Below are 13,176 nucleotides of genomic sequence, written 5' to 3'. Positions count from 1 at the left end.
GAATTGTTGTGATAGAAGATGTTAAAGTACTTTTTGAAAAAAACCGTGACTGGGCGAGCTCGGTCAAGACAGAAGATCCCGAATTCTTCGAGAAACTGGCCGCGCAACAGAATCCAGAGTACTTGTGGATAGGCTGCTCAGATAGCCGTGTACCGGCTAACCAAATAGTCGGGCTGCGACCGGGCGAGGTCTTTGTCCACCGCAATGTGGCGAACATTGTCGTGCATACTGACCTCAACTGCCTCACGGTTCTGCAGTATGCGGTAGAGGTGCTCAAGGTCAAACATGTGATTGTGGTCGGGCACTACGGTTGTGGTGGCATCCGGGCGGCATACGAGAGTCCCTACTCAGGGCTCGCTGATAACTGGCTGCGCAACATCAGGGATGTGCACTTTCGTCATCAGAAAGACCTGGAAGCAATCGAGGATGAGGAAGAGCGCCTTTCGCGCCTTTGTGAGCTTAACGTCATCACTCAGGTATCACATGTCTGTCACACGACTATTGTCCAGCAGGCATGGGCCAGGGGGCAAAAGCTCGCCGTACATGGCTGGGTTTATTCGCTTTGTGATGGTCTGGTCAAGGACCTCGAGTGTTCGGTCGACAGACTCGACCAGATCCCAGATGCCTACCGGATTGCTGACTGAGGGTGATTCCGGCCGGCGCTTTTGGTGCGAGGTTCAGGGGCCTTTCTATACATGACACCTGAGCGGATTGCCCGCTTGCGCCAGGTGCTGGACCTGCGCCAGCCTGATCTCTGTGTTGTTACTGACTTTGTTAACAAGCAGCGGAATCTCTCGGCGATTGTCCGCAATTGTGACGCGGTAGGCATCCAGTATCTGCATGCGGTGATCGGAGAAGAGGACTATACCGCTTTTCGCGGGACAGCCATGGGGTCCCATGACTGGGTGAGTATTCGCCACTACAGGCAGCCTGCCGATGCCTTTGCCGTGCTCCGACGGGCAGGGTGCCAGTTGGTGGCCGCGCACCTCGATGCGCGTGCCGTGGACTTTCGGTCGGTTGACTATACCCGGCCCACTGCCATCGTTTTTGGGGCGGAGCGCCGGGGGGTGGGGCCGGCCACGCTGGAAGAAGCAGATCACTGCGTGACAATACCGATGATGGGAATGGTAGAGTCCTACAATGTGTCAGTTGCCGCCGGAATTATCCTCGCTGAAGCTCAGCGTCAACGGCAGCTGGCCGGTTGCTACGCCAGGCCCAGGCTCGACGCAGCAGCCTATGACCGGCTCTTTTTTGAGTGGGGGCATCCCCAGGTGAGGGACTTCTGTCGCCAGCGGGGCCTCGCATACCCGCCTTTGAACGCAGAAGGAGAGATTGAAAACCCCTCGGGCTGGTATGCGCGGGTCAAAGAGGGTGTGGCTCCCCGGGAGGATCAATGAGTAATCTGTTACTGTTATTGGCCGGTATCTTTGGTGGTCTAGCGTTGTTGTCATTCATACTGGAGCGCATCGCCAAGCCCATGGAGCCCGAGCAGATGCAGCGGGTCAGCCGCTGGATCTATCCATTGGTAGGCCTTTCGTTGGTGCTGGCGGGGCTGCGTTACTATCTGCAGGGCTGAGGTTGCGGTGACTGCTGGCCGCTAACCCCGTAGCCGTAAATATCCACGCGAACCGTGGTTTTAACTTTTACATTCGCCCCCTATAATCGGGACAATACGACTATCGCTGGCGCCTGCGCTTGCGGTCCTTTTCTTTAGCAAAAAAGTGGGTATCTTTTGCCAGCGCAGTGGCTCAGTAATACCGGTGATTTCAGCGCGCGAGCAAGTGCCGCTTTGGAGTCAGTCTTGCGCAGTCTGGCGCAGCCAGACCGGGCCCGGCGACTCCGGCTGGCGCTGGCACTGCTGCTGGTGTTGTGGATGGTTTGGTCCGTGGTAGGCCTGTTCTGGGCCTTGTTTCCCGCGGCCGAAGTCTCTGAGCCGGAAGGGGCCAGAGTCGTAAACCCCGTGATCCAGGCGTCGACCGGCGCCAACAGGGTTCCCGTGGACATTGAAGAGCTGCGGGGCAGGCACTTGTTTGGCGAGGCTATCTCCAACGATGCAGTGGCGGCCGCGGTCCCGGAGCCAGAGGCGGCGGTGGACGAGTCAAGGGATGGCATAGAGAACAACGCCAGGGAGACGCGTCTGCAGCTGGTCTTGCGTGGCGTGGTGGCCTCCTCGGAGAACGGCCTGGGCCACGCTATCATCGAACATCGCAAAAAACAGGCAGTGTATGCGGTGGAGGACGAGTTGCCGGTAGGCAACAACGTGGTGCTGGCGAAGGTGATGCCACGGCAGGTCGTGCTGGACAATAACGGTACCTATGAATTGCTGGTGCTGTTCGAGGAGAGCGATGTGGGTGCCGCCGTCGAAGCTACAGCGCGGACGCCTGTGCGCACCAATACCCGGGCGCCGGCTAATCGCGGGGCGCCTGAGTTGGTGGACAAGCGCGATGAGGACTCGGCCACCGAACTGGCCAGGGAGTACCGCAACCGGTTGTATGAGAATCCACAGTCATTGGCAGATGTGGTGGCTATCAGTGCCGTGCGCGAGGACGGTCGGCTATTGGGCTACCGGATCGCCCCGGGTAAGGACAGGGAGCAGTTTTCCCAGCTGGGTTTCAAAGCGGGTGACCTGGTGACCAGCGTGAACGGTATTGTGCTTGATGACCCGGCCAATACCATGCGGCTATACCAGACGATGCGCTCAGCCAGCGAGGCGGTGTTCGATCTGCAGCGCGCGGACCAGCAGATTTCTATCAGTGTGAGCCTTGGCACGGGAAGTGAATAGACCGTGCCCCTACTGCAAGTGAATAGAGGACAAGCATACGTGAAAGCCACTTTGCGCCGCATCCGGGCCGTACTTCTGGCCGCGCTGTTATCTGCGGTACTCCCGGGCGGCGCCGCGTTCGCCCAGGATTACACCGTCAACCTGAAAGAAACCGACATTCAGGAACTGATCAAGTTCGTCGCTGAAGTGACGGGTACCACTATCGTCGTGGACCCTGCCGTTAAAGGTAAAGTCAAGGTTGTTTCCAGCAAGCCTGTGTCCAAGGAAGAGCTGTACGACCTGTTTCTCTCTATCCTCGATGTGCATGGCTACACCGCCGTTCGCTCCGGGGGTGTAGTCAGAGTGATCCAGAGCAAGGACGCCCGCTCTTCTCCTGTCTCTGTCGCAGATGATGGCCCCAGGAGCAGCGACGAGTATGTGACGCAGGTAATCCGCCTGGACAATATCTCCGCGGCCAAACTGATCCCGGTATTGAGGCCTCTGGTCCCGCAGCAGGCGCACATGGCCGCTTACGCGCCCAGCAATGCGATTATCATTTCCGATGTATCAGCCAACATTGAGCGAATCCGCGACATCATCCAGCGCATGGACCAGTCAGCGGTGCAAAAAACAGACATTATCAAGCTGCGCTACGCGGTGGCTGATGATGTGGTGTCCATGCTCGATCAGTTGAAAAAGTCCGAGGCCAAGCAGAGCGGCGGTGCCGAGCCAGAGGTGCTGTTGGTGCCCGATGCGCGCACCAACAGCGTGCTGGTCAGTGGCGACGAGATGGAAAGGGCGCGTATGGCGCAGTTGATTCGTCATCTCGACACCCCGCTGGAGCAAAGTGGCAACGTCAAAGTAGTCTATCTGGAGTATGCCCAGGCCAAAGAAATCGCCGAAGTCCTGACCAAGGTAATGCAGAACATCGAGCGGCTTGATTCGGGAGAGGGAAACAAACCCGCGCGTTCTTCCGGGAATACGTCAACGATAGAAGCTGATGAGGGCACCAACGCGCTGATCATTACAGCTGACGCAGATGAGATGGCGGCCGTTGAATCGGTGATTCGTCGACTGGACATACGCCGTGCACAGGTGCTGGTGGAGGCCATTATCGTGGAAATGACCGCCGGCGATGCCCAGGAGTTGGGACTGCAGTGGTTGTTTGCCAACGATGAGGGCTTCTATGGCAGCAATATTAACAGCCAGAGCACCGCCCAGCAGTTGGCCGGGGCGATTGCGCCCGGCGGTGATGACGATGATGACGATCGCGATGGCGAGTTCAATGCGCAGGACCTCGCCGGTGCCCTGGCCGGTATCCCCGGGCTATCCCTGGGCTGGGGTAGCGTCGACGACGACCTGACCATGACCGTTGTGCTCAACGCCCTGAAGACTCAGGGGAATGCCAATATCCTGTCAACACCGAGCTTGCTCACCCTGGACAACCAGGAGGCGTATATCACGGTTGGCCAAAATGTGCCTTTCATCACTGGCTCGTTTACCAATACGGGCTCCAATGAAGGTGCGTCCAACCCTTTCCAGACGATTGAGCGTGAAAACGTTGGTATTACGCTTTCCGTGACCCCGCATATCAACGAAGGGGACTCGGTGGTGCTCGATATCGAGCAGGAAGTGTCCAATGTCATTGTTGGTGCTTCACAGATCTCTGACGCCGCCGACCTCATCACCAGTGAGCGCAAAATACAGACCAAGGTGCTGGCACGGGACAATCAGGTCGTGGTGCTCGGTGGGCTGATCGAGGACCAGGTGCAGGATGGCCAACAGAAAGTGCCCATTCTTGGCGATATCCCCTTCCTTGGGCGCCTGTTCCGCAGCGACAGCGTACAGGTGGATAAAACCAACCTGCTGATATTTATTCGCCCGACAATCATTCGCGACGATGAAGAACTGGACGGCGCGACGGCCGACAAGTATCGCTACATTCGTGACCAGCAACTGCTGCGCAGGGAGCAGGGCCTGATGTTCCTCGATGACGGTAACCTGCCTGTGCTACCGGAGTGGGAAGAGCAGATCCAGCAGCTGGATGAGATGGTGCAGGAACAGGAAGCCAGCGCGGGCACTGTGGAGGAAGAGTAATGACGGCAGCAGATGCCGCAGTGCAGGACCCGCCTCGCTCCTCGGTGCATGGCGGCCTGCCATTCGCGTTTGCCCAGCAGAAGGGAGTACTGCTGCAGGATCACGCAGATGGGCCTTTAGTTCTTGCCCAGGGTGAACCTGAACTGCAGGTGCTCATTGAGCTGCGACGTTACCTGGGAGGCCCCTTCCGCCTGGAACTGGTTGACGCGCAGGAGTTTCAGCGTCGGCTGACCATTGCTTACCAGCGCGACAACAGTGAAGCGGTGCAGATGGCGGAGGACATCGGCGCGGATGTCGATCTTTCGCGCCTCGCAGAAGAGATCCCCGAGTCCGGTGACCTGATGGAGGCAGACGACGATGCGCCCATCATTCGCCTCATTAACGCCATCCTCTCCCAGGCGGTACGTGAACAGGCCTCGGATATTCATATCGAAACCTTCGAGGACAGGTTGAGTGTCAGGTACCGTATCGACGGGGTGCTGGCGGAAGTACTGTCCCCAAAGCGTGCACTCGCGCCGCTGCTGGTATCGCGCCTGAAGGTCATGGCCAAGCTGGACATTGCGGAGAAGCGCGTTCCCCAGGATGGTCGCATTTCCGTGAAAATCGCCGGGCACTCGGTGGACATACGCATGTCTACCATTCCGTCGGCTCACGGGGAGCGCGTGGTGCTGCGCTTGCTGGACACTGCTGCGGGTCAGCTAAAGCTTGATCAGTTGAACATGAATGAGCAGGTGCTGGAGGCCTATCGCCGGCACCTGCACAGCCCCCACGGTATTATTCTGGTCACCGGTCCAACCGGCTCCGGCAAAACCACCACGTTGTATGCCGGCCTCTCTGATATCAACCAGACTTCGCGGAATATCCTCACCATCGAGGACCCAGTGGAATATATGCTGCCCGGTGTGGGACAGACCCAGGTTAATGCCAAGGTTGAGATGACGTTTGCCCGCGGCCTGCGCGCCATTCTGCGGCAGGACCCCGATGTGGTGATGGTGGGTGAAATCCGTGACCTGGAAACCGGTGAAATAGCGGTGCAGGCATCGCTCACCGGCCACCTGGTACTGTCAACACTGCACACCAATACGGCTATCGGCGCTATCACCCGCCTGAAGGACATGGGGATCGAACCGTTCCTGGTGTCCTCCAGTCTGCTGGCGGTGATGTCCCAGCGACTGGTGCGCCTGCTGTGTAAAGCCTGTCGCGAAGGTGCCGCGGCCAGTGATGCCGAGCGGGAGCTGCTGCAGGTGGATGCCGGAGGTGAAGCGATTACCCTGTTTCAGGCCCAGGGCTGCGACAAGTGTAACTACACCGGCTATCGTGGCCGTACCGGTATATACGAAATGATTGAGGTGGACGATACCCTGCGCGCGTTGATTTACGAGGGCGCGAGTGAGCAGGACATGCTGGCGCACGCGCGTCAGCTTTATCCTTCCATACAGGCAGATGGCCGTCGCCGTATTCTTGCCGGCGAAACCAGCCTGGCAGAGGTGATGCGCGTCACCTCAGTGGCCTGACCGGTGACGGCCTATCGCTACCGGGCGCTGAATGCCGACGGAAAGCTGGTCAAGGGATTCCTGGAAGGCGACTCGGAACGCCAGGTGCGTGGCCAGTTGCGTTCGCGCAAGCTGCGCCCGGTGGAGGTGGAGGAAGCCAACAGGACGGCTGCCAATAGCGCCTCCTGGCGCCCCGGCTTCCTGCAGCCGCGAATATCCGCCGGCGACCTGGCCATGGTCACGCGGCAGCTTTCCACCCTGGTGCAGTCCAACCTGCCCCTGGACGAGGCGCTGCAGGCCGCGGCCCAGCAAAGCCGTAATGCACGAATAAAGGGCTTGTTGTTGCAGGTGCGCTCGCGGGTGTCGGAGGGCTATACCCTGGCTTACGCCATGGCAGAGTTTCCGCTGGTATTCAACGAAATGTACCGGGCCATGGTGACTGCAGGCGAGCACGCCGGTTTTCTCGGGCCGGTGCTTGAGCAACTGGCGGATTATACGGAGCAGCGCCAATACACCAGCCAGAAGCTGAAAATGGCCATGATCTACCCGTTCATACTGGTGGGTGTGGCCATCGCCGTGGTTGTGGCGTTGATGGTTTTTGTCGTGCCCGAGCTGGTGGGTATCTTCACTCACTCCAGCCGCGAGCTGCCCTGGCTGACCCAGGCATTGATCGCTACCAGTAACTTTTTCCGGGCCTGGGGCGTCTGGGTGTTGGTGGGCCTCATTGCATCGGCGATGCTGGTTCGTCGGCTGTTGCGCAGTGAGTCAAGGCGGCGCAAGTGGCACCGTTTACTACTGCGGGTGCCCGGGCTGTCGCGACTGATAGTCGCTCTGGACACGGCGCGATTTGCCTCCACGTTGAGTATCCTCATGGCCAGCGGTGTGCCCCTGCTGGATGCACTGCGTATCGCCGGGCAGGTGTTGACCAATCTGGTGCTGCGCGACGACAGTAAAGCGGTCGCGGAACTTGTGCAGGAGGGCAGCAGTCTCAATCGGGCACTGCAACAGAGCGGCCGCTTTCCGCCGATGATGGTGCACATGGTGGCCAGCGGTGAGGCAAGTGGTGAGCTGGAAACCATGCTTGAGCGCTCCGCTGCCAATCAGGAACGGGAGTTGGAGATGACACTGGGCACGGTAATGGCCCTGTTTGAACCGCTCATGGTGGTAGTGATGGGCGGCATGGTGTTACTCATCGTGCTGGCTATCCTGCTGCCCATATTCGACTTGAACACAATGGTGAAATAACGACATGAAAGCATTCAGAAACGGCGGGTTTTCGCTGGTGGAAATCCTCGTGGTCCTGGTCATTATGGGGCTGCTGATCAGCGTGGTGGCACCCACGGTCCTCAATCGGGCCGATGAGGCGCGAGTGCAGAAAGTCCAGGCCGACTTCAAGGCTATAGAAACGGCGCTGAAGATCTATCGCCTGGACAACTACGTCTACCCCACCACTGAGCAGGGACTGGAAGCGCTGGTGGAAGCCAGCTCCCTGGACCCGGTGCCGCGCAATTTCAAGAAGGGCGGCTACCTGCCCGAGCTGCCCATTGACCCCTGGGGTCGACCCTACCTCTATCTCAGCCCCGGCGAGAATGGCGAAGTGGACATCTATAGCCTGGGTGCTGATGGCCTCTCCGGAGGGGAGGATCAGAATGCCGATATCGGTAACTGGAAAACAGCTGAAGAGTAATCGTGAAAGGTGACCGGCAGCGAGGGTTCAGCCTGCTGGAGCTGTTGGTTGCCCTGTTCGTGGTCGTCCTGGTTACCTCGCTGGTAACGCTCAATATCGGCTCCGGCGACCGGGATATTCTATTGCAGGCCGCGGTTGAAGGCCTGGCCGACAGCGCCAATTATGCCCTCGACGAGGCGCAGTTCACCGGCGTTAACTACGCCCTGGCAGTGTCCATGGAAGATGATCAGGGGCAGTGGCGCTTCCACTTTGATTGGTATGAAGAGAGCCCCACGGGTTGGCAGCCCCCCACCGGTAGTAAAGAGGTCTTTGCGCCGACAGTACTGCCACCCGGTGTAGTCGTGCAACTGGAGCTGGACGGCGTGGCAGAGGATGAAGAGGCGTTGGTTGCCAACCCGGCCATTCCGCAACCGCAGTTGGTTTTTTACGCCAGCGGTGAGACCGCACCCGGCGCAATGACGATACGCGAAACGAAAACGGACGAGCTGCTGTGGCGACTGGAATGGGATCTGCTGGGCAACTTCCAGGCATTGCGCCGGGGGCAGTCTGCGGACGAGGAAGATCTGTGAAGCGGCATGGCGCGGTCACCGGCTTCACCCTGGTGGAGGTAATGGTAGCCCTGGCCGTTGTAGCGCTGGCTTTGCCGGCGCTGATGGTAACCCTGAGCCGGCAGGTGGATGCGACCGCCTATCTTCGCGACAAGGCCCTGGCCCATGCCGTGGCCGCCAATAAGCTGGCGGAGGCACGCATACTTGCCTATGCCCGACAGGACTTGCTCAAGGGGCGTGACAGCGGTGTTACCCGTATGGCCGATCGTGATTGGTACTGGTGGATGGAGAGCAAGGTTACCGATGTGCCGCTCTTCTACCGACTGGAGATCGACGTTGCCGCGGAGGAGGGTGATGCGGGGCAGCCGCTCTATACCCTGGTGGCATTCCTGCCCGCTGACCTGAAGGCCGAAGTGGAAGTGAACGGTGCGCAGGACTGATCGCGAGCGGGGTTTCACCCTGGTTGAGGTACTGATAGCCCTGGCTATCACTGCCTTCGTCTCGGTCATCGCCTTTACCAGTTTCAGCACTGTTATCACCGGCGTAGAGAGCACGCAGGCGACGGCTGAGAGGGTGTATCGAATCAACCGGGCGTGGATGATAATCTCCCGCGACCTGGAGCAGTTTGTGGCGCGTCCCGTGCGCGATGAATTCGGTGAACTGGAACCTGCCATGCAGGGCGGTATGGCCGCGCGTTTTCCGCTCAGCCTGAGTCGGGGTGGCTGGCACAACCCATTGGGGCAGGAGCGGCCTGAAGTGCAGCGCGTCAACTATCGCCTGGAAGACAATAGCCTGTGGCGGGACAGTTATCCGGTGCTGGACCGCGCCGGGGATACCGAAGCGCAATCCGCGCTGCTGCTGGAGGATGTTGATGAGATCAGGCTGCTATTCCTGGACGGCGTCGACGGCGCCCGTAGTGTGGGCACCGGGACGGAACTCGATACTCGCGGCTGGACGGAGAACTGGGTATCCGACACCAGCCGGCCGGGAGCAGGCCTGGGTCCTCCGCTGGCCATAGAGGTGCGGCTGCAGCTGAGTGACTGGGGAGAAATGAGGCGAATCTATGCGCTGCCGCCACTCTAACCCGCACTGCACCCAACGCGGAGCTGCCCTGGTGGCGGCCATGCTGGTGTTCGCCCTCAGTGCAGCGCTGATTGTCGCCATGCAGAGTGATTTCACCCGCCTTTATCAGCGCAGCTCAAACATTTTTATTGACGAGCAATCACGATCCTACCTGCGCGGCGCAGAGGGGCTGGCGACCCTGGCACTACTTGCCGATTATGATGCCGACGCCAAGGCGGAGGTGGCACAGGACACGCTAGAGGATATCTGGGCGCGTGACGAGGTGCCTTATCCTCTGGAAGACGGCGGCTGGCTTGCCGGTGAAGTGGAGGATCTGCAGGGCCGGTTCAACCTCAACTCGCTCACCGAAGTGACGCAGCAGGGAGCAGGGCAGCCCCGCTTTACTCCGGCCCAGGCGCAGTTTATCCGCCTGTTGCAGGCGGTTGCGGAGCCAGAACTCAGTGAGCAGCAGGCCATTACCATTACCCAGGCCGTTGGCGACTGGGTTGACGGCGATCAGCAGGCGCGCCTCGATGGTGCAGAAGACGACTATTATACCGGGCTGACGCCTGCCTACCGCGTTGCCAATCGTCCGATGGCGAGCGTCAGCGAATTGCGTGCGGTGAAGGGTATGACAGCGGAGCTATTCCAGGCATTGCAACCGTTTGTCACGGTCTGGCCGCAGGTCTCCGGGCGGTTGAACATTCACACTGCACCAGCCATGGTACTGCGCTCAGTGGCCCCACAGGACGAACTGGTTCCGCTGAGCGCTGAAGAGGGTGCGGCACTCGCCAGCTATCGCTGTGAGAACGGCTTTACCGACCTGGCAGATTTCTTCGACCACCCGGTGCTCGCTGACAACAAGGAGAAACTGCAGGTACAGATGGCAGGCCTGTTGACCCAGCAGTCGGAATATTTCCTGCTGCGTGCGCGGGTTGAAGTTGCCGGCAGGAACCAGCGCTTGTACAGTGTGCTGCAACGTCAAAACCGTCAGGTGAGTGTGCTCAGTCGCATTGCCGACGGCCGGGTATCACTCCCTCAACCGAAGAGAGAACCAGCTTGCGAGAAGTCGCTGTAATCCGTTTGCTCCAGGGTCGCCTGGCCTGGTATCCGGCAGGTGCCAATGATGGCCCCCAGTGGCTGGACCAACCACAGGCGCAGGACACCCTGCGTGCCGTGTTGCAACAGCGCAAACTGACGCCCCTGTTTGCCGTCCCCGCCGCAGATGTACGCCTGCTCGAGCTGCAGATAGCAGCCGAGGAACGCCGCCACCTCGACAAGTCCCTGCCGTTCATCCTGGAAGAAGATCTGGCAGAGGATGTCGCGGAGTTGCATTTCTCCCACTGTGCCCAGGGACAGCTGAATTATGCAGTAGCGGTTTGTGCGCGCCAGTCTATGCAGCAGTATGCCGAGGCGCTGGATGAATACCCCGGGGTCAGCCAGTGGCTACCTGAGCCCCTGTTGCTGCCATGGCAAGAGGGCGAGTGGTGTGTGGTCCTGGAGCAGGAAACGGCCATTGTGCGCAGCGGCGACTGTGCGGGATTCGGTGCGGAGAAAACAATGTTGCCCATGCTGTTGCAGGCATTGCAGGGCGGCAGCGGGGACCCTGAAGCCATCATCGTCTATGGCGATGAGCAGGAGGCGGATACGCAGTTGATTCCGGCCGCGTTGCGCGACCGCATCCAGTGGCGCAGCGGCGACTTTTACTCTGCGATGTTAATAGCAGAAGCGCCACGGGCCGCTCTTAACCTACGCCAGGGCGAGTGGGCGGTGCGCTTGCCCCTGCAGCGTTGGTGGCAGCAGTGGCGGAATGTAGCGGCGCTGTTCGCTGCGGCGGTGGCGATACACCTGTTGTCGACCTGGATCGACTATCGACAGCTCAGCGAGGAAAACCTGGCCCTGCGTGGTGCGGTGCAGGAAACCTTTCGTAAGGCAATTCCCCGGGGCGCAGTGGTTGACCCTGAAAAGCAGTTGCGTCAGCAGCTGGGCTTACTCAGCGGCTCTGCCCAGAGTAGTGGGTTCATTAGTATGCTGGCCCGTACGGGTAAGGTAGTGGCCGACGGGAAAGGCAGCATTATCAGTATCAACTACAGCGACAAGGCCGCGGAGATGCGCCTTAACCTGCTGGCCGCCAACTACGAGTCCGTTGAGCGGATACGTGCCGGGCTTGCTGAGAGTGGCCTGCAGGCAACCCTGGAAAACAGCAGCGCCCAGGGTGATCAGGTACGGGCTCGACTGCGTGTGGGGGAAGGCTCATGAAGCAGTGGTTCACCGGACTGACCCAGCGGGAACAACTCAGTGTGTTGGTTATGGGGCTGGCAGTGGGCCTCTACCTTCTTTTCATCGTACTTATAGCGCCATTGGACGGTGCCCGGGACAGGATGGCCGTGCAGAACCGCGGAGTCGCCGAATCCTTACAGCGTGTGGATGTGCTGGTGTCGCAGATTCTCCAGATGCGTGAAAATGGCCGCGGCAGCGGTGCCAGGCGCAACCTCACCAGCCTGATCAACCGCTCAACTTCCCGTTTTAACCTGCAGGTAGATCGCTTGCAGCCGAACAGCCGGGGAGAGGTACAGGTGCGGCTGGAAAATGCCGTGTTTGATGACCTTGTCGCCTGGCTGCACCAGATCGAGTACCGCGAGGGAATGCTGGTGCGTGAGGCGTCAATTACCCAGGCTGGCAGTGTTGGCCGGGTCAATGCGACTGTTCGCCTGGCCCAGGCCGGCTGATGCGCGCACGTTGGTTAACAGGGGCTTGCCTGTGTTTGTGCTTTGTGGCGCTACTGCTGGCAGCAGCGCCTGCTCGCCTGTTGTTCCACCTGGTGCCACCCGAGCGCGTGGTATTGCAGGGTGTCAGCGGAACGCTCTGGCGTGGCCAGGCGGCGCGTGCGTTAATTGCAACCGGCGATGACTGGCTACATCTGGGCTCCCTGAGCTGGCAGCTTAGTCCAATCTCCCTTGCGCTGTTTAGCCCCACTGTCACCCTGGATAGCCAATGGGGCCGGCAGCGTTTTAATGCACAAGTCACCTATCACTCTGAGCGCGATATGGAACTGGAGGCGCTGGACGCCGTGTTTGACGCTGGCCTGCTGCGTCGATACCTGCCCGTTGCGCTGCTGGGGTCTGTGGGCCTGCAGTTTGAGCGCCTGGTGATTCGCGAGGGGCTGCCTGAAGAGGCGCAGGGCCGCGTCGTCTGGGAAGAAGGCGCCTGGCGGTCTCCACAGGGTCGCCGGTCACTGGGTAGCTATGTACTGGATGTAAGTGCCGCAGGGCCAGGCGTAATAAACGGCGAGGTGATAACGCTTGCCGGTGATGTCAAAGCCTCGGGGCCAGTAGTCCTGCGCCAGGCAGACTACGAGTTCGATGTGTTGATATCCGGCCCCGGCCTGTCTGATCCGCAGTTGCGCCAGGCCATTCAGCTGGTAGCGTCTCCAGAGGGTGATGCCTACCGTATAAAACTTGAAGGTACGCTGTGACCGGCGGTATAGCACTGCAGACTTTTAGCTGTCGCGAATAGCGAAGTGCGTGA

General features: G+C 59.8%; 15 protein-coding genes. All 15 read left to right on the top strand.

Annotated elements, in window-relative coordinates:
- The first annotated feature begins 11 nt into the window (after nucleotides 1-11).
- Entirely contained in the window at nucleotides 12-644 is a 633-nt protein-coding gene (gene can / locus C0039_RS03820) for a carbonate dehydratase (RefSeq protein WP_076002291.1), read from the top strand.
- Between the two features lie 51 nt (nucleotides 645-695).
- Nucleotides 696-1,397 carry a tRNA (guanosine(18)-2'-O)-methyltransferase TrmH gene (gene trmH, locus C0039_RS03815; RefSeq protein WP_076000444.1) on the top strand — a complete coding sequence of 234 codons (702 nt, stop codon included), beginning with the start codon at nucleotides 696-698 and terminating at the stop codon, nucleotides 1,395-1,397.
- A complete protein-coding gene (locus C0039_RS03810; protein ID WP_076000445.1) occupies nucleotides 1,394-1,576 on the top strand; it encodes a hypothetical protein in 183 nt (60 codons plus the stop codon). Before trmH ends, C0039_RS03810 begins: the two co-directional genes overlap by 4 nt.
- A 225-nt stretch (nucleotides 1,577-1,801) precedes the next feature.
- Nucleotides 1,802-2,782, top strand: a complete 981-nt coding sequence (gene gspC / locus C0039_RS03805; RefSeq protein WP_157516142.1) for a type II secretion system protein GspC — start codon at nucleotides 1,802-1,804, stop codon at nucleotides 2,780-2,782.
- A gap of 39 nt (nucleotides 2,783-2,821) precedes the next feature.
- A complete protein-coding gene (gene gspD, locus C0039_RS03800) occupies nucleotides 2,822-4,858 on the top strand; it encodes a type II secretion system secretin GspD (RefSeq protein ID WP_076000446.1) in 2,037 nt (678 codons plus the stop codon).
- Nucleotides 4,858-6,372 carry a type II secretion system ATPase GspE gene (gene gspE, locus C0039_RS03795; protein WP_076000447.1) on the top strand — a complete coding sequence of 505 codons (1,515 nt, stop codon included), beginning with the start codon at nucleotides 4,858-4,860 and terminating at the stop codon, nucleotides 6,370-6,372. The genes gspD and gspE overlap by 1 nt, the downstream gene beginning before the upstream one ends.
- 3 nt (nucleotides 6,373-6,375) lie before the next feature.
- Nucleotides 6,376-7,596 carry a type II secretion system inner membrane protein GspF gene (gene gspF / locus C0039_RS03790; protein WP_076000448.1) on the top strand — a complete coding sequence of 407 codons (1,221 nt, stop codon included), beginning with the start codon at nucleotides 6,376-6,378 and terminating at the stop codon, nucleotides 7,594-7,596.
- Nucleotides 7,597-7,600: 4 nt separating this feature from the next.
- The gene (gene gspG / locus C0039_RS03785; RefSeq protein WP_076000449.1) at nucleotides 7,601-8,038 is read left to right on the top strand and encodes a type II secretion system major pseudopilin GspG; all 438 of its coding nucleotides are present in this window, start codon (nucleotides 7,601-7,603) and stop codon (nucleotides 8,036-8,038) included.
- Between the two features lie 2 nt (nucleotides 8,039-8,040).
- Nucleotides 8,041-8,607: a GspH/FimT family pseudopilin gene (locus C0039_RS03780; protein ID WP_076000450.1), complete on the top strand. Its 567-nt coding sequence runs from the start codon at nucleotides 8,041-8,043 to the stop codon at nucleotides 8,605-8,607.
- Nucleotides 8,604-9,026 (top strand): type II secretion system minor pseudopilin GspI, encoded by a 423-nt coding sequence (gene gspI / locus C0039_RS03775; RefSeq protein WP_232334741.1) that lies wholly within the window; start codon nucleotides 8,604-8,606, stop codon nucleotides 9,024-9,026. The genes C0039_RS03780 and gspI overlap by 4 nt, the downstream gene beginning before the upstream one ends.
- Nucleotides 9,013-9,669, top strand: coding sequence for a type II secretion system minor pseudopilin GspJ (gspJ, locus tag C0039_RS03770; RefSeq protein WP_076000452.1), 657 nt, complete (start codon nucleotides 9,013-9,015; stop codon nucleotides 9,667-9,669). The genes gspI and gspJ overlap by 14 nt, the downstream gene beginning before the upstream one ends.
- Nucleotides 9,650-10,726 carry a type II secretion system minor pseudopilin GspK gene (gene gspK / locus C0039_RS03765; RefSeq protein ID WP_076000453.1) on the top strand — a complete coding sequence of 359 codons (1,077 nt, stop codon included), beginning with the start codon at nucleotides 9,650-9,652 and terminating at the stop codon, nucleotides 10,724-10,726. The genes gspJ and gspK overlap by 20 nt, the downstream gene beginning before the upstream one ends.
- Nucleotides 10,708-11,907 (top strand): type II secretion system protein GspL, encoded by a 1,200-nt coding sequence (gspL, locus tag C0039_RS03760; RefSeq protein WP_101517275.1) that lies wholly within the window; start codon nucleotides 10,708-10,710, stop codon nucleotides 11,905-11,907. Before gspK ends, gspL begins: the two co-directional genes overlap by 19 nt.
- Nucleotides 11,904-12,377, top strand: coding sequence for a type II secretion system protein GspM (gene gspM / locus C0039_RS03755; protein WP_076000455.1), 474 nt, complete (start codon nucleotides 11,904-11,906; stop codon nucleotides 12,375-12,377). The genes gspL and gspM overlap by 4 nt, the downstream gene beginning before the upstream one ends.
- Nucleotides 12,377-13,123, top strand: a complete 747-nt coding sequence (gspN, locus tag C0039_RS03750; protein ID WP_076000456.1) for a type II secretion system protein N — start codon at nucleotides 12,377-12,379, stop codon at nucleotides 13,121-13,123. Before gspM ends, gspN begins: the two co-directional genes overlap by 1 nt.
- The last annotated feature ends 53 nt before the right edge of the window (nucleotides 13,124-13,176 follow it).

Source organism: Pseudohalioglobus lutimaris (assembly GCF_002866825.1).
Lineage (GTDB): Bacteria > Pseudomonadota > Gammaproteobacteria > Pseudomonadales > Halieaceae > Halioglobus > Halioglobus lutimaris.
The sequence above is the reverse complement of the archived record's forward strand: the minus strand, read 5'-3'. Positions and strand labels throughout refer to the sequence as shown.

What these genes read in the sequence shown, in the direction of transcription:
- gspK (WP_076000453.1), top strand. Translation starts at nt 9,650, where the DNA reads ATGCGCTGCCGCCACTCTAACCCGCACTGCACCCAACGCGGAGCTGCC.
- gspG (WP_076000449.1), top strand. Translation starts at nt 7,601, where the DNA reads ATGAAAGCATTCAGAAACGGCGGGTTTTCGCTGGTGGAAATCCTCGTG.
- gspM (WP_076000455.1), top strand. Translation starts at nt 11,904, where the DNA reads ATGAAGCAGTGGTTCACCGGACTGACCCAGCGGGAACAACTCAGTGTG.
- trmH (WP_076000444.1), top strand. Translation starts at nt 696, where the DNA reads ATGACACCTGAGCGGATTGCCCGCTTGCGCCAGGTGCTGGACCTGCGC.
- C0039_RS03810 (WP_076000445.1), top strand. Translation starts at nt 1,394, where the DNA reads ATGAGTAATCTGTTACTGTTATTGGCCGGTATCTTTGGTGGTCTAGCG.
- gspN (WP_076000456.1), top strand. Translation starts at nt 12,377, where the DNA reads ATGCGCGCACGTTGGTTAACAGGGGCTTGCCTGTGTTTGTGCTTTGTG.
- gspE (WP_076000447.1), top strand. Translation starts at nt 4,858, where the DNA reads ATGACGGCAGCAGATGCCGCAGTGCAGGACCCGCCTCGCTCCTCGGTG.